The organism is Bacillus sp. GC_Bacil_1, from assembly GCF_026540675.1.
In the GTDB taxonomy this organism is placed as follows: domain Bacteria; phylum Bacillota; class Bacilli; order Bacillales; family Bacillaceae_G; genus Bacillus_A; species Bacillus_A cereus.
The window spans coordinates 151,824-171,092 of sequence record NZ_JALNUG010000006.1 but is presented as its reverse complement, the minus strand read 5'-3'; the positions used below and the strand labels follow the sequence as shown (position 1 = coordinate 171,092).

The following is a 19,269-nucleotide window of genomic DNA, read 5'->3' as shown; positions in this document are numbered from 1 at the left end:
TTAGTATAGGTTGGGACGGATACTCTCTTATCCCGAGCTGGCGGAGGGACAGGCCCGATGAAGCCCAGCAACCTCACTTGTATTGATAAATGCAGGTGAATAGGTGCTAAAACCTGTGCGAGGCTACAGGTCTCGAACGATAAGAGCGAAGGGCAAAAAGCAGTATGCAAGTAGCAAATTAAACCTTTCCTCTATGTAAAGTAGGAAAGGTTTTTCTGTATGCTTGTGTGGGAGAATAAATGTATGTCGCAGTTTGTGGCAAATTAAGGATGAGTTCCGTACAATATATACAATTACTGTAGGGAGGTTTACCACATGACAAAAAAACGTCATCTGTTCACATCTGAGTCTGTAACTGAAGGACATCCAGATAAAATTTGTGACCAAATTTCTGATTCAATTTTAGATGCGATCTTATCAAAAGACGCAAATGCACGTGTAGCTTGTGAAACAACTGTAACAACTGGTTTAGTATTGGTAGCGGGGGAAATTACGACTTCTACTTACGTAGATATTCCAAAAATCGTTCGTGAAACAATTCAAGGCATTGGTTACACACGCGCAAAATACGGATTCGATGCAGAAACTTGTGCTGTTTTAACATCTATCGATGAGCAGTCTGCTGACATCGCTATGGGTGTTGACCAAGCGCTAGAAGCACGCGAAGGTCAAATGACTGACGCTGAGATTGAGGCAATTGGTGCAGGAGACCAAGGTTTAATGTTTGGTTTCGCATGTAATGAAACACAAGAGTTAATGCCACTTCCAATCTCGCTTGCTCACAAATTAGCTCGCCGTTTAACTGAAGTACGTAAAGATGATACATTATCATACTTACGTCCAGATGGAAAAACGCAAGTTACAGTTGAGTATGATGAAAATGGTAAACCAGTACGTGTTGATACTATCGTAATTTCTACACAACATCACCCAGATGTTACATGGGAAGAAATCGATCGCGACTTAAAAGAGCACGTAATTAAAGCTGTAGTACCAGCAGAATTAATGGATGGAGAAACGAAATTCTTCATTAATCCAACTGGCCGCTTCGTAATTGGTGGACCACAAGGTGATGCTGGTTTAACAGGACGTAAAATCATCGTTGATACTTACGGTGGATACGCTCGCCATGGCGGCGGTGCATTCTCTGGTAAAGATGCAACAAAAGTTGACCGTTCTGCAGCATATGCAGCTCGTTATGTTGCGAAAAACATCGTAGCAGCTGGTCTTGCTGACAAAGCAGAAGTACAACTTGCATACGCAATCGGTGTAGCACAACCAGTATCAATTTCAGTTGATACATTCGGCACAGGTAAAGTATCTGAAGACATACTAGTAGAACTAGTTCGTAACAACTTCGATCTTCGCCCAGCTGGTATTATTAAAATGCTAGACTTACGTCGCCCAATTTACAAACAAACAGCAGCTTACGGCCACTTCGGACGTACTGATGTAGATCTTTCATGGGAACGTACAGACAAAGCTGCAGCTTTAAAAGAGCAAGCTGGTCTATAATATATGAAAAAAAGCTTTGCGCGGTGAGCGCAAAGCTTTTTTTATTTCGTTTTACTTACAATTTGAATGCATGATTTGCAATATACTTCGCCTTCTAGCTCAATATACTTTTTCGTATTAGTCATGCCTTTTCATACGTTTGTATTTCCTTTTTACATGATTTACAAAGGATGGGTTTCTTCTGGAACATACGTGATCAACCTTTCATTTGACGTACTTTACCTGCGCAAAAGGCACTACTTAGTAAAAATAGTGTCGCGAATATAATGCTTACTAATGTAGCGTATGGAATTGCACCTTTTAAGGAAAAGCCGACAGTGATGGAAGCGATGAATAAGAGGATGAATGTTGTTGTTAATTTTTTATAAAGTTCCATACTATGTAGACCTCCAATTTATTTTTTAGTACAAGTTTTAAAATTGAATTCTATTATGTAGAAAATATAAAGAGTAACTAAAGATGTGTAGTCTAGGAGTATAAGAAAGTGCACTTTCCTTTTTGTGGGTTAGTATACTTATATTGTATCATGGCGCATGATTGGCTTCATACATAATTGTGTAAAGATATGTATGATAAAATGAAGAAAAGTCTTTAAGAAAGGAAAGATAAAAAATGAGTGTAACTGAACATAAAAAACAAGCTCCAAAAGAAGTGCGTTGCAAGATTGTTACGATTTCCGATACACGTACGGAAGAAACGGATAAGAGCGGACAACTATTACATGAATTGTTAAAAGAAGCGGGCCATACAGTAACCTCTTATGAAATTGTAAAAGATGATAAAGAAAGTATTCAGCAAGCAGTGTTAGCTGGTTATCATAAGGAAGATGTAGATGTTGTATTAACAAATGGCGGTACTGGTATTACGAAGCGTGATGTAACAATTGAAGCAGTGTCAGCTCTATTAGATAAAGAGATTGTCGGGTTTGGTGAGCTGTTCCGCATGATTAGTTATTTAGAAGATATCGGAAGCAGCGCAATGTTAAGTAGAGCAATTGGCGGTACAATTGGACGCAAAGTAGTTTTCTCGATGCCAGGGTCGAGCGGAGCGGTTCGTCTTGCGATGAATAAATTAATTTTACCGGAATTAGGCCATATTACATTTGAGCTGCATCGCCAATGAGTAAGTGGGCTGGAATTGTATTAGCGGGCGGTATGTCGAGTAGATTCGGTGAGCCAAAAGCTTTAGCGAGCTGGAAAAATAGTACTTTTATTGAGCATATTTTGAAAGAGATGACAAGTGCGCTCCAAGAAGTTGTAGTCATCAGTCACTCTGATATAAAAGAGCGAGTAGAGCAATTCGTACAAGTTCCTGTTATAGAAGATATTCCGCACTATAAAGGAAATGGGCCGCTTGCCGGCATTGTATCAGGAATGGAATACATAGAAGCAGATTGGTACGCTATTATGCCTTGCGATGCGCCAAATGTTTCGCATGAATGGTTTACCATTTTACTGGAGCAAACGAGCAATGAATATGATGCGGTTGTACCTATTATTAATGGAAGAAAACAGCCGCTACTTGCAGCGTATCATAACCGAGTGAAAGAAAAGATTTATGCTTTGCTTCAAGATGAAAAAAGAAGTATGGGGCAGCTTTTATCACAATGTAATGTGAAGTATGTTTCTGGAGAAGATGTACAAGCGAATACAGATTGGTTTATAAATGTAAATACAAAAGAAGAATATGTGCAGGCTCAAAAAGACCTTTCAAATGAATGAAAGGTTTTTTGATATACAGAATTGGGGAACAATTGCTGTATAAAGGTATGCGAGTAAGTTGATTTTAAGGGGAATTCTTAAAATCATTATACAGCAAAAACACTGTATAACCATATATTAATTTTTTATGGGTTTTTATTACAAGTCTGTTTAGTTATGTTTATTTTTGCTATAATAAATATGGAAATAAATGATATTTCACCTTATGTATCATTCATTCAACTAAAATTTACAAGTGTGTAATAAACTCCCTTCGTTTTTTGAAAGGAGTTTTTCTGTTCAAGCAAGTAACTCTGATGCGGTATGCTGAAGGACTTCTTCATACTGGTTAAGTAAGCCGCGAAAGATCTCATCCCAGCTATTTGATTTTGCAAAAGATGAAGCTGCTATTCCCATCTGCTCAAGTTTTTCTTTATTTTGCAATAAAGAATAAATGGATGATAGAAATGCATCCTCATTTTTAGGGGGACAAAGAATTCCCGTTTTTCCATCTGTAATAATATTTTTAACCCCGCCACTATTTGCACCAATGACAGGTGTGCCACATGCGAGTGATTCAAGTACGACATTTCCGAATGTTTCAGTAGCTGATGGAAATACCATTATGTTAGAACAAGCATATGCTTCAGCTAAATCTGCACTTTGTAAATAGCCAGTAAAAGTGACATTTGTTTGCGGAACAGCTTCACGCAAATTTGTTGCTAGAGGTCCGTCTCCTGCGATGAGCCAATGAATGTCGTTTCGAGTATGCGATGTTTTAACGATAAGGTTTTGCAACGTATCAATATCTTTTTCAGGAGCAATTCGTCCTACATAGGAAAGAACGTACTTCGCTGTAATATTATATTTTTTTCGGAATAGGTCTGTATTGTAAGCTGGATGAAAGAGTGTGCAATCTACACCACGTCCCCAAATGGAGAGGGCCTGAAAGCCTTTATTTTTTAATTGATGTAATGTTTCAGAGGAGGGAACAAAATTTTTTTGCATATGACTATGAAACCATTTTAAATAGTTCCAAAGCATATTGGAGAGAAATTCAATTTTGTAATAGCGTAAATACGCATCGAAATCAGTATGATAAGAACCGACAACTGGGATGTTTAACTTTTTGGCGTAATACAGTCCACAAAGTCCCATGTTGAAAGGTGTGGCAATGTGAATAATGTCAGGTTTAAAGGAATGAAGTTCCCGTTTAATACGCGGAGTAGGAAAAGAAAAGCGACATTCTGGATATAATATTGTTAACGGGATACTTCTCATCTTGTTCACATTAGCTACGAAATTATCTTCAGCTGTATGCTGAGGGGCGAAAACAGAATAGGCGATCTGTTCTTTCTGAAAGTAACTTGTTAATCGTTCTAACGTTTTCGCAACCCCGTTAACTTGTGGCGTAAAAGTATCGGTAAAAATGGCGACTCTCATCATATCACTCCTTTATGTGAAAAGTGGGATGAATTGATAAAAAGAGATGATGCCAGAGCAAGTGCCAAGGCACATGCCGACGAACACATCTGACGGATAGTGAAGTCCTAAATAAATACGTGAAATACCGACGCATAATGCTAACGGTAATAGGAAAGCAAGTAAGCTTGGATTATAGCAAATAAATGGAATGAAGACAGAGAAAACGGCTGTTGTATGACCAGACGGGAAAGAGTGGTCTTTTAATGGATGGACTGGATATTTCGCATCCTGAATTGTTAAATAAGGACGTTTTCGTGGATACCACCTTTTTAATATTTGTACAGGAATATGGCTAATTGCTAAAGAAATAGCAGTAGCGATTGCTGCTTGGTGTAAAGTCCCTTTTGCAAAAATTAAAAAGAAAATTGTAAGTGCAATGGAGAAAGTAGCACCACCGATATGGGTAATATTGCTGAAAAAGATATTTAATGTTTTTTGATCAAAGTAGCGATTAATTCCTTTAAAAATGTAACATTCTATTTTATATAATCCACTGACCTTCATGAAAATTCTCCTCCCTCGTTTACATATATATGGAGATATTAGCTTTTATTTTAATAAGATTTTGTTGAGGGAGTAATAATGTTTTGTAAAGAAAAAGTTAGTTTTTATATAAAAAAGCTGCCAGTATTATGGCAGCAGTAAAATCATTTTTGTAGTGATTTATAATATTGACCTTTTTCAACATACTGCGTACGAATACGCTCCATATCTTTACGGTCTTCTTCTGTTAATTCACGAATGACTTTCGCGGGACGACCGAAAGCTAACGTGTTTGGTGGAATTTTCTTTCCTTGTGAAACGAGGCTTCCAGCGCCGATAAAAGCTCCTTCACCAATTTCAGCACCATCTAATATAATGGATCCCATTCCAATTAAAGCATCCTTTTTAATATGGCAGCTATGTAAAATAACTTGATGCCCAACTGTAACATCATCTTCTAAAATAAGAGGATATTGAGGGCTTTGGTGGAGTGTACATTGGTCTTGTACATTTACTCGGTCTCCAATTATTGTTGGTGACACATCACCACGGATGACTGTATTAAACCAAATACTTGATTCCTCGCCAACGGAAACGTCGCCTGTAATCGTAACATAGTCAGCGATAAAAGCACTACTCGCAATTTTCGGATTTTTTTCTTTGTAAGGATATATCATGTAAAGTCTTCCTTTCCTAGAGACTAGTTTTAGTGTATCAAATTATGAGAAAGAGTGAAATGGAGGAGGTCCGTATGTGGAATTATGAAGCAGAGGAAGCAAAAGCTGTCATTGTTATCGTGCACGGCGCAATGGAATATCACGGACGTTACGAAGCCGTTGCGGAAATGTGGAATCACATCGGCTACCACGTCGTGATGGGGGATCTTCCATCACATGGAACAACTTCAAGAAATAGAGGACATATTGATTCATTTGATGAATACATAGAGGAAGTTAAATTATGGGTGAAAGAAGCAAGAAAGTATAGGTTACCTATTTTTCTATTCGGTCATAGTATGGGTGGTCTTATCGTCATTCGTATGATGCAAGAAACGAAGAGAGAAGATGTAGAGGGTATTATTTTGAGTTCGCCTTGTTTAGGGGTAGTGACTGGACCCTCTGCTCCGCTTCAATTTGCTTCAAAAATATTAAATGTTGTGGCTCCAAAATTGCAATTTGCAACGAATCTTACGGTGGAAATGTCAACAAGGAATCATGAAGTGAGAGATGCAATGGAGAATGATTCATTGTTCTTGCGCAAAGTATCAGTACGTTGGTATAGTGAATTGATTAAGTCTATCGAAATTGCTCATAAAAAAATAGACGATTTTCCAGACGTTCCGCTCTTGCTAATGCAAGCATGTGAGGATAAACTTGTAGATAAAACACGTGTCCGCATGTGGTTTGATAATGTTAAAATAGGTGATAAGGCATATAAAGAATGGCCGAATTGTTATCACGAGTTATTAAATGAGTATGAGCGTGATGAAATTTTGAATTATATTCAGTCATTTACTGAAATACATGTCAATAATATAGTAAAAACAAACAAATAAATCATTATTTGTACATTTAATAGAGGAGATGAAGGAAGAAGTGAACGTACCGAGTAATCCCATAACGCTCATGGCGAAAGTATACCGTGATGTGTTTCCGGTTGTACACCATGAGCTAGCGATGTGGAAAGAGCGTGCCTACCATATTCCGAATGATGAGCTTCATAGTCAGGCAATCGCAAGTATTGAGCATAAAACGTTTCATTGTGAGGGTGGTGGCATTTTATCGCTGCTAGCAAATGAACACCGAGAGGAATGTATTCGTTTTATCGTAGCGTATCAAACAATCAGTGACTATTTAGATAATTTATGTGATCGCAGTACATCACTTGATCCAAATGATTTTGCCGCGCTACATGAATCAATGTTAATGGCACTATCACCTGAAGTGGAAGGTGGCGGTAATTATTATCGTTACCGTGATGATCAAGATGATGGTGGTTATTTAGATGAACTTGTTGAAACGTGCCAAGATGTTTTAAAGAAAACGAAGCACTATGACAAAATCGCTCCTGTTCTCCATGAACTTGCTTGTTATTATTGTGATTTACAAATTCATAAACACGTGAAGTTAGAAGAGAGAGAACCGCGCCTGAAAACATGGTTTGAAGCACATAAAGAAAACTTACCTGAGATGAGCTGGTTTGAATTTTCAGCATGTGCCGGTTCTACGCTTGGAATTTTCTGCCTTGTAGCATATGCATTTCATGATGAATTACATGATGAAGATATTGCGAAAATTAGACAAGGATACTTTCCTTACGTACAAGGACTTCATATCTTACTTGATTATTTCATCGATCAAGAAGAAGACCGCATAGGCGGAGATTTGAATTTCTGTAGTTATTATGAAAACGAGCAAGCTATATTAGATCGTATGAAACACTTTGTAGAAGAAGCAGAGAAGAGCATTGGTGATTTGCCTCATGCGAAGTTTCATCGTCTTATAAGCCGAGGATTACTTGGTATTTATTTATCAGATCAAAAAGTATCAGCACAAAAGAATATGCACAAAATGGCACGGCGCATTGTAAAGTACGGAGGCCTCACTTCAAGATTCTTCTATTGGAACGGGAAGATGTACCGAAAGAAAATGGCGCAGTGATGAAGAAAACCACTCATGTAGAGTGGTTTTCTTTTTATTATGATCGTATTTTTGAAAATACATATATGAGAAGTTCAATCGCAAAAATAACTAAAACAGATAGTCCGAATAAAGGCATGACAGCGCCTAATATAACCATCATGATAAAGAAAACGAGTACGCTTTTCTTATCTCTTTGCTTTGGAGGTGCTGCTAATTTTCCTTTTGGCTTTCTTGCTAACCACATTTTTACTCCGTAATAAATAAGAAGTAATAGAGATAATGTCGTTAGTAAGCATAATATTTTATTTGGCCATCCGAATAAATGTCCTTCGTGAAGTGGGATACCGTAAGTGAACCATTGTGCAAGTAATCCATAATCACGATAGTCCGTTTTTGAAATGAGTTCCCCGCTATATTGATCAAAGTAAGCTGTTATCTCTTCACTTGGTGCAACATGCATCCCTGTAATACCAGAACCGCTCGATTTCGAAACAGTGAATACACCTTTCGGATCAGCTGGTAGTGAAATAACATATGGCTTCTTTATTTCAATTCCTTTTTGTAATTCATCGACAGAAATTGCTTTCGGTTCATTTGAATTCGATTCAGGAGGAGCTTCTTTTCTTGTTGCCCACGGCAATTCTTTTACCTTTGATTCAGGCGGTGCCATGTACAATTTTGGATATCCGAGTGATTCATTAGAAGATGCAATTTTATAAATTTGGTTCCCCATAAATCCTGACCATGGCAATCCAGATGCGATTAGCAGAAAGAGAGGAATTGTAAATATAATACCGATAATAGAATGACGTCTTTTTGCCTTTTCTCGCTTATTGGATGATGGTGTGTTTTTGAATTGGCGTATACTCATGTACAATCCGGTTACAATTAAAAAGATTGTCCAGCATGCTGCAAGTTCTACAGTATAGTTGACGACAGTGCCACCAACTAAAAGAGAACTATGTAATTCCCTCATTATATTGGCAAACGTTTCACTTGCGTTTTGATCCCCAACAATTTGATTATTACTATCTAAATACACATATTTTTGTTGCCCAGTATACTCATTTGCAATCGTAAGTCTCGTATTATAATCCCCATTAAACTCACTAATTTTCGCCACGCTATAATGTGGATATTTTTTCTCTGTTAAGGAAATAGAATCAGCCATCGAAATAGATTCTGTTTGAGCGCTCTTTCCAAAATATAAATCTTTATAGATGAAATCTTCAACTTCCTCCCGAAATAAATACCCAATTCCGCTCAGTGACAAAGTAATAAGAAGCGGCGTAATAAAAAGTCCAGCATAAAAATGCCAACGCCAAAAAATGTAATGAAGCGAACGATTTTGTTTCATACTTTCAGTTCCCCTAACCTTCCCTATATGAATAACTACTTATTTAATATAGCGAGATTAAGTGTGATTACTTTGAAAGAATTGTGAAGAAAGTTAAAAGTTTTTAGGGTTTTCAACGTTTATAAATGTTTCTTCTTATTTGATAAATACATTTCAACAACCGCTTCAGCAAGATATTGAGAGGAATCAACAAAATCCTCATTCGCCACCACATTCAAATCGGTACACGCGATAATTGCAGTATCTACTTCATCTCTCAGTTGTAAAACGAGCGCATTCCACAATTCGCGAGCTTCTTCAATCTCTCCAGATTTAATGCAAGTAATAATTTGATTAATGCTTTCCTGCCATTTTTCATGATGAATGTATTTTATATTACGCTTTGCAATCCCATCTTGGTAAATCCTAGCTTGAACAGTTGCTTCTGTTGCGAGAAGAGCGACTCTTTTTGTATTTTCAGGAATTGCTTGTAACGTTTCATCGACTATATTTAAAATCGGGATAGAAAGCGAACGCTGTAATTCTTCAAAATAAAGATGCGCCGTATTACACGGCATAGCAATAAAGCTTGCGCCAGTACTTTCAAGTTTTTGTGCTCCGTCAATAATTGCTTTTTTCATCGCTTCGTGATCAATAGGGCGATCCATGTAAAATGGTGTTGGGCACGAGTAAATCATCATATGAGGAAAGTCCATATCATACTTTGCTCCGTATATTGTTTGGCACCTTGCTACAACTGTATCGACGAATGGTCCAGTTGATTTTGGACCCATTCCTGCTAGTATTCCGATCATTGTTTAGTCCCCTTTAATATGTAATTAAAAACGTTTTTTGCGAACGATAAAAAGAAATAAAGTAAGTAATAAAAATGAATATACGATAGCCCAAGCTGTGAGCCATAGCGTGTGAGTAAGTATATTAAATTTATATTGGCCAAGCATTAGAAAGCTTTCGATAGGTGGTAAAAACCATAGTAACTCTTTTTTAAACCGGATGGAGGCAATCGTTATAAGTAATATAAATGTCAGGCTAAGCCAAGCTGTGCTTGCTTTTGGAATAATATTTCTAGTAAATAAAGTTGCAATTGAAATTCCTAGTATAGAGAAAGACATGTGAGCGAGAAATCCGACTAAAAATAAAGAAACAGTCATTTTTTCATTAAACATTTGCAAAATAATTGGATAGATTACTGATATAAAAGATAATACAGTACAAATGAGAAGAGCTGTAATATATTTACCAACGTATAATGCGGAAATATTATTTGTGTGAGAAATAGTAATTTGTTCTTGTACAGGGTCTTCAGTATGAAAAATTGTGACCGTAATCCAGGCAGATAATAAATAAAGCGCGAGAGCTGTTTCTAAATATGTCGGTACAATAGGAGTCGGTTTATATGTATATACAAAAAGCAAGCTCACAAAGTACATCGCAATAGGAGGGACATACTTATACGATTTTGTATAGTCGAGAAAATGGTAACGAATAAGCGCAAACATAATAAACCTTCTTTCGATTTAAAAGTTAGGTTGTAGCAGTGTGATAGATGCTTTTTTATGTAATAAAAACTGAAGTATTTCGTTTGTATATTCTTTTTCGATTTGTAATTGAATAAGATTTTGATTTGCATTGTGTGCAACGTGTATAAAACCGGATTGCTTTTGTAGTTCTATTGCTGAAAATGTGTCGTGAACGATTGCCTCAATATAGACCTGTTCTGCTACTTTTTGTGCAGAGGTATTTTCTGCAATTGTATGATTTGCTAACGTCACAATTCTATCGGCGAAGTTTTCTAATAGTTGTTTTTCGTGACATGTGAAGAGTATAGATATACCTTGTTGTTTTAATGAGAGTAAAATATGTTCTAATTCTTGCTGAGAGTTAGGATCGAGCCCAGAAAGCGGTTCATCTAAAATTAATAAATGGACGTCTGTAAGTAATGCTTGCATAATACTAGTTTTTTGTTTCATACCTTTTGAAAAGTTTCGTACAACAGAATGTCTTGCATGCTGTAAATGAAAAGATTCAAGAAGCATCGGGATTTTATCTTTTAAATATTTGGTTGATAAACCGTGAATGTGGCCGAGATGATATAAATAATCCTCTAATGTAAAACGAATCCCTTCAGGAAAATGTTCAGGTACATAGCCAATTTGTATATATTCTTTTCTTTGAAGTGCCCCTGCCGTAGGTGAAACAAATCCTGCAATTATTTTGAGTAGAGTACTTTTTCCCGTCCCGTTTCCGCCAACAATGGCGAGTGCTTCTCCTTCTGGAAGGGATAAATCAATATTGTCTAGTATAAGTGATTTGCCGTACTTCTTTTGAATTCCCCGTAGTTCTACTAGCAAAGTTCTATCCTTCTTTCTTTAAATAGTCTATATATCCATTATATAGGAGAATAAAAAAAGACGTGCAGTGAATGCACGTCTTTTTTTGTTATGTTTTGTCGAACAATCGATATATCCCGAGTTACGATAGATATAATTGAAAAATCGTTGATATATTATCGCTTCTCAATCGCCACAATAAATGGCGGGTTATTTTGTTGATTAATGAAGCCGTATTGCAGTACGTGTGCTTGTTTTTGGTCTAGTTCTTCGGCAAATTTAAGTACAGCGTCGCGTTCTACTTGTCCTTCTGGATGTCCGTGGTAAATGACAAGGACGATGATACCTTCAGGCGCCATTACTTCTAATAATTGCTCGATCGCCGAGATTGTTGAGTTCGGTTTTGTGACGATATGTTTGTCTCCGCCAGGAAGGTAACCTAAGTTGAAAATTGCACCTGTTATTTTTCCTTGTGCGTCTTCCGGTAATACGGATAGAAGTGTATCGTGACTATCGTGAACTAAAACAGTACGTTCGAAAAGTTTTTTTTCTTTTAGACGAGTTGTTGAGCTTTCAATCGCCTCTTTTTGAATATCAAATCCAAATACTTTTCCGTTATCTCCAACGATTTCAGCTAGGAAGCAAGTGTCATGGCCGTTTCCTAAAGTTGCATCTACAGCGTAATCGCCTTCTTTTACTGCCGTTTGCAGAAGCGAGCGAGCAAACGGTAATACACGTTCTAATTTCATTTTTGTTTCTCCTCATTTGCATATTTTCCTTGCCAGCTTCCGCGGCGTACAAATTCTGCATCGATGGAATTTAATACTTCCCATTTATTTAAGCTCCACATTGGACCGATCATTAAATCAGGCGGACCGTCACCTGTGATGCGGTGCACAATTACGTCTTCTGGAATAATTTCAAGTTGGTCAACAACGAGGCTTACGTAATCCTCAAGAGAAAGGAATTCGAGTTGTCCTTTTTCATATTGCTTCACCATTGGCGTTCCTTTTAATAAATGAAGTAAGTGGATTTTAATTCCTTGTACGTCAAGCTTCGCTACTTCACGTGCTGTTTCCATCATCATGTCGTAATCTTCAAGTGGAAGGCCGTTAATAATATGAGAACAAACTCGAATGCCGTGCTTACGTAATTTATTTACACCTTCCACATAAGACGGATAATCGTGAGCGCGATTAATAAGATTTGCAGTACGTTCATGAACAGTCTGTAGTCCGAGTTCAACCCAAAGGTAAGTGCGTTTATTTAAGTCCGCTAAATATTCAACAACATCGTCCGGTAAACAATCTGGACGAGTCGCAATAGAAAGACCGACAACGTCTTTTTCTGCTAGAAGCGGTTCGAATTTTTCTTTTAACACTTCAAGTGGTGCATGTGTATTTGTGTACGCCTGGAAATAAGCGATACATTTTCCGTCTTTCCACTTTGAGCGCATTTTTTCTTTCATTTCATGATATTGCGTTATAACATCATCGCGGCGATCGCCAGCGAAGTCACCAGATCCAGCAGCACTGCAAAATGTACAACCGCCATAAGCAACTGTACCGTCACGGTTCGGGCAATCGAAGCCAGCATCTAATGAAACTTTAAAGATTTTTTCACCAAATTCATTTCGTAAATGATAATTCCATGTATGATAACGTTTATTGTCGTTTGTATATGGAAAAGGGTTTTGAACCTTCATTACTTTCCCTCCTAAGCCGAGTCAAAATAACACAAAATCCATTATAACATACTCATAAGGTTCATAAGGAAGGGACACACTAAAGGGGAATTGAAGCAAGGAGGGACAATTATGGCAGAGCGTCAATCACTTGAATCGTATATTACACAAGCGGAACAAGCGGTGGAATATGCGAAAGAACAATTAGATCAAGGTATGAGACAAGAGCATTATAATACGATGGAGTATTCGGATGCGCAGTTGCAATTAGAACAAGCATATAACGATTTACAAACGATGCAACAACATGCGAATGATGAGCAACGTGAGCAATTAAATAGAGCACGTATGGCAATTCGCCAATTGCAACATCAAATGATTATTACACCGCACTAATAAGGAGTGAATGTAATGGCGAAACGTTCAGATCAAAATAACCCAGAGCAAAAAACACAAAATGGACATAACGCTGAGTTTTCGAATGAACTTGATCCGATTGTTCAAGTAAAACAGCGTAATAGTAAAAAAGGACAACCTCAAAAGTCGAAACAATCAGAGTAGACCAGGTCGCAATATGACCTGGTTTTATTTTGCTATATGACAATAATGTAAGATTTATGTAAGGTTTGTCGATAGTTGCGAGCAGCTTTCTCCAGTAGAGTAAGGAAGGATTAAGTTTTATACAAGGAGTTGCTTTATGGGGAACAATATTACAAACAAGCGAATTGATGAGTTAGATTACATTCGTGGCTTTGCACTACTGGGAATTATTTTAGTAAATATTCTCGCATTACTTAACATTAAAATTCCAGATCCTAATACAGTGGATGCTAGCTATCAAAGATTTTTATACTTATTTGTAGAAGGTCGTTTCTTCTCAATCTTCTCATTCTTATTTGGAGTGGGATTCTATATCTTTATTTCAAGAGCGATTGCGAAAGGGAAAAATGGCTATGTTTTATTTTTACGTCGCTTAGTAGCATTATTTATTTTTGGTTTAATTCATCAAATGTTTCAGCCTGGAGAAGCACTAGCGTTATACGCAATTTGTGGGTTAATCGTTTTACCGTTTTATAAAGCGAAAAAAGAAGTGAATGTAGTAATTGGTCTTATTCTTACGGTAGCTTTTAGTATTATGGCAGCTAAGGAATTATTACCATTAGGGTTAATTTTATTAGGTCTTGCTGCGGGGCAGTATAAAGTATTTGAAAATCTTTCAGCAAAAATTAAACAAGTCGCTATTTTTACAGGAATTATGTTTGTTTTAAGTGTTGTCGCGTTATGGTATCAATATGGACACGTTCCTGCCGAACCATTTGTAAATATGATGCTCATGAATGAGGATGGAACAGTGGACGCTGCAGGTCAATTCTTAAAAATTGGCATTACAGTTGGACCAATTATTTCAGCTTTCTATGTAGGAGCATTAATTTTATTACTTCAGTTAAAACCAGTTCAAACATTATTAGCACCATTGAAATACTACGGTCGTATGGCTTTAACAAATTATATCGGACAAACTGCAATGATTTTAATCGCAGGAAGTGTATTTAACTTTGCAGGAAATTTAACTTATATGCAGACGTTATATGTATGTATTGCAATTTACGCAATTCAAATTGTATGTAGCGTAATTTGGATGAAAATCTTTAAAATGGGTCCATTAGAATGGATTTGGCGTGTTATTACGTACTGGACGGTAACACCTTTAAAGAAATAAAGAGAGAAGTGGGCTGTTCCTTTTGTGGAGCAGCCCATTTTTTATTTTCAGCTTTTGTAGTTGCGCCGATATATTTGAAAAATCGCCGATATAATTTCATTTACCGATTCAATATGTCACTAATATTTAAAGTAGTAAAAGCCAAACTTACAAGCACACCTTTTTTATATTACAAAAGTGTAAGGTAAATGTAATGTTAACAAATAGCAGTTCACTTCTAAAAAGCGCAAAATAGGTAATGGAAAAACAAGCGTAGGAGGATATATATGACGAAACCAGTTGTAGACGTGAAAAACGTTCAAAAAGTGTACGGTAAAAAAGGTGAGAACCAATCACACGCGTTAAAGGGTGTTTCATTCTCAATTCAAGAGGGTGAGTTTGTTGGAATTATGGGACCATCTGGTTCTGGTAAAACGACATTATTAAATGTAATTTCAACGTTAGATAAGGCAACGGGCGGCGTTGTTGAAATTGCGGGAACGGATATTACGAAAATGAAGCAAGGTGAGCTTTCAGATTTCCGTTCGCAAAAATTAGGATTTATCTTCCAAGATTTTAACTTATTAGAGAACTTATCTATTTATGAAAACATTGCACTTCCACTTTCTCTTCAAGGTGTCGCATCACGTAATATTGGACCGAAAGTAGAAAAAGTAGCGGATATGTTAGGGATTACAGAAATACTTCAAAAGTATCCATCTGAAGTATCTGGTGGACAGAAACAACGTTCAGCAGCAGCGCGTGCACTTGTGCATGAGCCGGCAATTATTTTAGGGGACGAGCCAACAGGAGCGCTTGATTCTAAAAATGCAACGAGTTTACTTGATGCGATGACAAACTTAAATAAAGATCAAGGCGTATCGATTATGATGGTTACGCATGATCCATATAGTGCAAGTTACTGTCAGCGTATTTTATTCATTCAAGATGGTGAGCTATATAAAGAAATTCATCGCGGTGGTATGCGTGAAGAGTTCTACAAAGAAATTTTAGATGTACTTGCAGATTTAGGTACACAAAAGGCGTAAGAAAGGAGGTTCCAGTATGTTATTTAAACTTTCCATGTCGGGGCTGAAAAGTAAGCTGAAAGATTATATCGTCTTACTTGTTGGTCTTGTCATGTCGATTTCAATTTTTTACATGTTCCAAACGTTAGCACTGAATAAAGCGTTTTTAGAATCTAATTCAGTGATTAAATCTATTGGATTCGTATTCCAAGCAGGATCATTTTTATTAGCAATTATAACGTTCTTCTACATTTTATATGCAAACTCTTTCTTATTATCTCTTCGTCAAAAAGAGTTCGGTATGTATATGATGTTAGGTGCGAAAAAACATAAAGTTACATTACTTATGTTTATTGAAACAATCGTATTAGGTGCTGCGTCTCTTGCAATCGGGATTGCAGTTGGAGTAGGACTTGCAGAAGGTATTGGACAGTTATTAATGAAACAGCTTGAATTTGCTGGTGAAGGGTATAAAGCATTTTATCTACCATCTATGACTGTTACTTGCATCTTCTTCTTTGCACTATTTGTATTATCAGCAATTATGAACAGTATTAAATTGTCACGTATTTCTGTATTGCAACTAGTACATGCAGATGCACAAACAGAGCGTGTTGCAGTAAAAGGTAAAAAGACAGTTGTAGTGGCATTCCTTGCTGTGATTTTATTAGGTATAGGTTATGCATCTATGATCTATATGGAAAAACTAAAAGAGATGGGAATCCTTATTGCATTAATTACAACGACAGCTGGTACTTACATGCTATTTGGCTCACTTCTTCCAGTCATTATTAAAAAGTTAAAAAGTAATAAAAAGCGTAGTGAAAAAGGACTTAATGCTTTTACATTTGCACAATTAAACTTCCGAATTAATAGTTTAACGAAAGTACTTGCAACAGTGGCAATGTTAGTTGCACTTGGAGCTGGTGCAATTTCAGGTGGCATGGCATTTAAAAATAACGTTATCAAAATGGTAGATGGTTTAGTAATATATGATTCAGTAGTTCATAATCCAACAGCTGAAGAAAAGAAAATTTTAGATGGTATTACATTTAAAGAGAAAAGCGAATATCGTTATAAAGTTGATGATAAATACGTTTACTATTTAAAAGAAGATTTAGAGAAAAATCGTCCTTTAGTAAAAGATATGGCAAAGATGAAGTCGATGAAGGATTTAGTAAATACTAAGAAGGCTTCACAGGAATTACCAGTAGGCGCAGTTTCTAGAGAAATGAATGAAAAAGATGCGAACGCTAAAGAACTTTCAGTGGAATGGATAGATGCTTTTAGTACAATCCATCCATATTATTTATACAATGATCATGCAATTAAAATTGTAGATCAAAAAATGTATGATGGGATGAATGGTAAAGAAGGTATAGCATTTATCGGAAAAACAGATGATTTTTTAACATATAAAAAAGAATGGAAAAAACTTGATGAGTTGCAGCTAGATAAATATAAAAATGTAAAAGCTGAACAAATGGATAGTAAATATCAAGCTTATAGTGGGTTCTATGGCATTGCGAGTGGAACAGTATTTATGGGATTCTTCCTTGGAATTGCGTTCTTAGCAATGATGGCAAGCTGCCTTATGTTTAAAATTCTTTCTGGTGCATCAAAAGATATTACGCGTTATCAAATGCTTCGTAAAATCGGTGTGCGCCGTGAGTTACTAACGAAATCGATTTATAAAGAGTTATTCTTAGTATTCTTATTCCCAGCAATTGTGGGTATCGCTCACGTATTAGTTGGTATGAATATTTTCGGATTTATTTTAATCGATCCGTACTTCCGTATTTGGGTACCAATTGTAATTTTCGTAGTTATTTATGCGATTTATTACTTCATTACCGTTCAATTGTATAAAGGAATTGTTCTTCCGAAAGAAGACTAATAATAAAAACCGAGCAAAAACGCTCGGTTTTTATTATTTTCAGAAAAAAACACTTTAATGTTACTGAAATGTATAATATAATGTAAGTAAGTAACGTAATATAAAAGTAGAAGTAGCTGTATAAGGAAAGGAGGAATCCAATCTGTAGAAAGAAGCTGAACTTTTATCCCCACATTTTTTTACCGCAACGTATTTATACAATCGTAAGTTTCCACATTGAAAGTTTTCAGAACCACCTGAGTATATTGTGAAAATAATGGATAACACATGGAAATCTCATAGCATGATAAGGTAAAATGGACAACATAATGAGAAAATTACCGTTCATAAGATGAGGAGAATACATGTATGGAAGTTGTAGAGGCATTAAAAGATATAAGCCAAATTGAGGCTATGAAAAAATATTTAAAAGAGCACTCCCAGCGAGATTATCTTTTATTTGTTATTGGAATTAACACAGGATTAAAAATTACAGAACTACTTAGCATGAAATTTGAAGATGTATTAAATGAAGACGGGACTGTTAAAGAGTTTTATGCTCTTCCTGTGAAAGATGAAAAATTTAAACAAGATATTTATTTAAATACAAAAGTAAAAGAAGCGCTTTTAGATTACGTACAATCTATTGGCGTTAAAAGAGAAAATTACGTATTTCAATCTAATAAAACGCCAAATTCAATTACGCGCCAACAAGCGTATCGTGTAATTCATAATGCTGCAGAAGCAGTTGGAGTTGTTGGTAAAATCGGAACGAATTCAATGCGAAAAACGTTCGGATTTCATGCGTACAAAAGAGGGATAGCGATTGCGCTATTGCAAAAACATTTTCATCACGCGACTCCATCAGAGACACTAAAGTATTTAGGTATCTCAAAGGATGAGACCTTTAAAACGGAGATTGATGTCGATTTATAAAAGCCGTAACTAAAAAATTAGGAGGCGGAAAATATGAATATTAGAGAGAGTGAACTGCCGGGTATTGGATGTAAGTTTGAAGTGATTACAAAAGGTAATGAAAAGATGGTTATCGTTATTCATGATGATGGCCGAAGAGAAATGTACCATTTTGATGCTGATCATGAAGAGAGTATTTCAAGTGTCTCTCTTCGTGATTCTGAAGCGAGACAAATTGCAGCTATATTGGGCGGAATGGTATATAGGCCACAAGCTTTAGATACGATTGAAATGGCTTTTGAGGGATTATCAATTGAGTGGTTTAAGGTGGAAAATAATGCACCAGTTGTACAAAAAACAATTGGTAGTTTACATGTTCGAAACACATATAACGTAACGATTATTGCCATTTTGAAAAAGAATATGAAGAAGTTCTTTAATCCAGGCCCAGATTCTATCATTGAAGCTGGCGATATGCTCGTATTATCAGGCGAAAGACATGAAGTAAAAAGAATTATTAATGAGTTGCTTTCAGTAGGAGGGGATTCATAATCG

22 protein-coding genes and 1 riboswitch are annotated in these 19,269 nt (G+C 36.4%); of the genes, 12 read left to right on the top strand and 10 right to left on the bottom strand.

All coding sequences use genetic code 11. The annotated features are described in order from the left end of the window. The first annotated feature begins 24 nt into the window (after positions 1 to 24). Positions 25 to 146: riboswitch (SAM riboswitch) on the top strand. Positions 147 to 315: 169 nt separating this feature from the next. After that, positions 316 to 1,515, top strand: a complete 1,200-nt coding sequence (metK, locus tag OXT04_RS11855) for a methionine adenosyltransferase (RefSeq protein WP_267414825.1) — start codon at positions 316 to 318, stop codon at positions 1,513 to 1,515. A gap of 196 nt (positions 1,516 to 1,711) precedes the next feature. Here the strand turns inward: metK and OXT04_RS11850 are convergent, their stop codons facing one another. Further along, positions 1,712 to 1,891, bottom strand: a complete 180-nt coding sequence (locus OXT04_RS11850) for a hypothetical protein (RefSeq protein WP_000424799.1) — start codon at positions 1,889 to 1,891, stop codon at positions 1,712 to 1,714. A 236-nt stretch (positions 1,892 to 2,127) separates the two neighbouring features. On the opposite strand from OXT04_RS11850, the gene OXT04_RS11845 reads away from it, so the two are divergent. Further along, complete coding sequence (locus OXT04_RS11845; protein WP_000117130.1) at positions 2,128 to 2,637, top strand: MogA/MoaB family molybdenum cofactor biosynthesis protein; 510 nt, start codon at positions 2,128 to 2,130, stop codon at positions 2,635 to 2,637. Beyond that, entirely contained in the window at positions 2,634 to 3,236 is a 603-nt protein-coding gene (locus OXT04_RS11840) for a molybdenum cofactor guanylyltransferase (RefSeq protein ID WP_065229464.1), read from the top strand. The genes OXT04_RS11845 and OXT04_RS11840 overlap by 4 nt, the downstream gene beginning before the upstream one ends. Before the next feature lie 279 nt (positions 3,237 to 3,515). Here OXT04_RS11840 and OXT04_RS11835 read toward each other — a convergent pair whose 3' ends face one another. From OXT04_RS11835 to OXT04_RS11825, 3 genes are all read right to left on the bottom strand, one after another. Continuing rightward, positions 3,516 to 4,658 carry a glycosyltransferase family 4 protein gene (locus OXT04_RS11835; protein ID WP_065229463.1) on the bottom strand — a complete coding sequence of 381 codons (1,143 nt, stop codon included), beginning with the start codon at positions 4,656 to 4,658 and terminating at the stop codon, positions 3,516 to 3,518. Between the two features lie 12 nt (positions 4,659 to 4,670). Next, positions 4,671 to 5,204 (bottom strand): phosphatase PAP2 family protein, encoded by a 534-nt coding sequence (locus OXT04_RS11830; protein WP_267414809.1) that lies wholly within the window; start codon positions 5,202 to 5,204, stop codon positions 4,671 to 4,673. Positions 5,205 to 5,347: 143 nt separating this feature from the next. After that, positions 5,348 to 5,860: a gamma carbonic anhydrase gene (locus tag OXT04_RS11825; RefSeq protein ID WP_000640208.1), complete on the bottom strand. Its 513-nt coding sequence runs from the start codon at positions 5,858 to 5,860 to the stop codon at positions 5,348 to 5,350. Between the two features lie 74 nt (positions 5,861 to 5,934). Here OXT04_RS11825 and OXT04_RS11820 point away from each other — a divergent pair, with 74 nt between their 5' ends. Next, positions 5,935 to 6,738 carry an alpha/beta hydrolase gene (locus OXT04_RS11820; protein WP_025118653.1) on the top strand — a complete coding sequence of 268 codons (804 nt, stop codon included), beginning with the start codon at positions 5,935 to 5,937 and terminating at the stop codon, positions 6,736 to 6,738. A gap of 40 nt (positions 6,739 to 6,778) precedes the next feature. Further along, positions 6,779 to 7,843 carry a tetraprenyl-beta-curcumene synthase family protein gene (locus tag OXT04_RS11815; RefSeq protein WP_001102475.1) on the top strand — a complete coding sequence of 355 codons (1,065 nt, stop codon included), beginning with the start codon at positions 6,779 to 6,781 and terminating at the stop codon, positions 7,841 to 7,843. A gap of 37 nt (positions 7,844 to 7,880) precedes the next feature. Here the strand turns inward: OXT04_RS11815 and OXT04_RS11810 are convergent, their stop codons facing one another. The 6 genes from OXT04_RS11810 to mnmL form a co-directional block, all read right to left on the bottom strand. Further along, complete coding sequence (locus OXT04_RS11810) at positions 7,881 to 9,182, bottom strand: PepSY-associated TM helix domain-containing protein (protein ID WP_025118654.1); 1,302 nt, start codon at positions 9,180 to 9,182, stop codon at positions 7,881 to 7,883. A gap of 119 nt (positions 9,183 to 9,301) precedes the next feature. After that, entirely contained in the window at positions 9,302 to 9,976 is a 675-nt protein-coding gene (locus OXT04_RS11805; RefSeq protein WP_000579349.1) for an aspartate/glutamate racemase family protein, read from the bottom strand. Between the two features lie 24 nt (positions 9,977 to 10,000). Further along, the gene (locus OXT04_RS11800; protein WP_065229462.1) at positions 10,001 to 10,681 is read right to left on the bottom strand and encodes an ABC transporter permease; all 681 of its coding nucleotides are present in this window, start codon (positions 10,679 to 10,681) and stop codon (positions 10,001 to 10,003) included. 18 nt (positions 10,682 to 10,699) lie between these two features. After that, positions 10,700 to 11,533 (bottom strand): ABC transporter ATP-binding protein, encoded by an 834-nt coding sequence (locus tag OXT04_RS11795; RefSeq protein WP_267414791.1) that lies wholly within the window; start codon positions 11,531 to 11,533, stop codon positions 10,700 to 10,702. Positions 11,534 to 11,688: 155 nt separating this feature from the next. Next, the gene (gene mnmM / locus OXT04_RS11790; protein ID WP_090976844.1) at positions 11,689 to 12,261 is read right to left on the bottom strand and encodes a tRNA 5-(aminomethyl)-2-thiouridylate-methyltransferase MnmM; all 573 of its coding nucleotides are present in this window, start codon (positions 12,259 to 12,261) and stop codon (positions 11,689 to 11,691) included. Next, positions 12,258 to 13,217 carry a tRNA modification radical SAM protein MnmL/YtqA gene (gene mnmL, locus OXT04_RS11785; protein ID WP_000868033.1) on the bottom strand — a complete coding sequence of 320 codons (960 nt, stop codon included), beginning with the start codon at positions 13,215 to 13,217 and terminating at the stop codon, positions 12,258 to 12,260. Before mnmL ends, mnmM begins: the two co-directional genes overlap by 4 nt. Positions 13,218 to 13,328: 111 nt before the next feature. Here mnmL and OXT04_RS11780 point away from each other — a divergent pair, with 111 nt between their 5' ends. From OXT04_RS11780 to OXT04_RS11750, 7 genes are all read left to right on the top strand, one after another. Then, positions 13,329 to 13,592 carry a YtzC family protein gene (locus tag OXT04_RS11780; protein WP_000840869.1) on the top strand — a complete coding sequence of 88 codons (264 nt, stop codon included), beginning with the start codon at positions 13,329 to 13,331 and terminating at the stop codon, positions 13,590 to 13,592. A 15-nt stretch (positions 13,593 to 13,607) separates the two neighbouring features. After that, on the top strand, positions 13,608 to 13,757 hold the full coding sequence (locus OXT04_RS11775; RefSeq protein WP_001129340.1) for a hypothetical protein: 150 nt from the start codon (positions 13,608 to 13,610) through the stop codon (positions 13,755 to 13,757). Between the two features lie 136 nt (positions 13,758 to 13,893). Beyond that, positions 13,894 to 14,916 (top strand): DUF418 domain-containing protein, encoded by a 1,023-nt coding sequence (locus OXT04_RS11770; RefSeq protein WP_090976846.1) that lies wholly within the window; start codon positions 13,894 to 13,896, stop codon positions 14,914 to 14,916. A 266-nt stretch (positions 14,917 to 15,182) separates the two neighbouring features. Continuing rightward, entirely contained in the window at positions 15,183 to 15,944 is a 762-nt protein-coding gene (locus OXT04_RS11765; protein ID WP_000165836.1) for an ABC transporter ATP-binding protein, read from the top strand. Between the two features lie 16 nt (positions 15,945 to 15,960). After that, positions 15,961 to 17,820 carry an FtsX-like permease family protein gene (locus OXT04_RS11760; protein WP_267414784.1) on the top strand — a complete coding sequence of 620 codons (1,860 nt, stop codon included), beginning with the start codon at positions 15,961 to 15,963 and terminating at the stop codon, positions 17,818 to 17,820. 348 nt (positions 17,821 to 18,168) lie between these two features. Then, complete coding sequence (locus OXT04_RS11755; protein ID WP_000454206.1) at positions 18,169 to 18,735, top strand: tyrosine-type recombinase/integrase; 567 nt, start codon at positions 18,169 to 18,171, stop codon at positions 18,733 to 18,735. A 33-nt stretch (positions 18,736 to 18,768) separates the two neighbouring features. Further along, positions 18,769 to 19,266, top strand: a complete 498-nt coding sequence (locus OXT04_RS11750; RefSeq protein WP_001026053.1) for a cation:proton antiporter regulatory subunit — start codon at positions 18,769 to 18,771, stop codon at positions 19,264 to 19,266. Positions 19,267 to 19,269 lie beyond the last annotated feature (3 nt).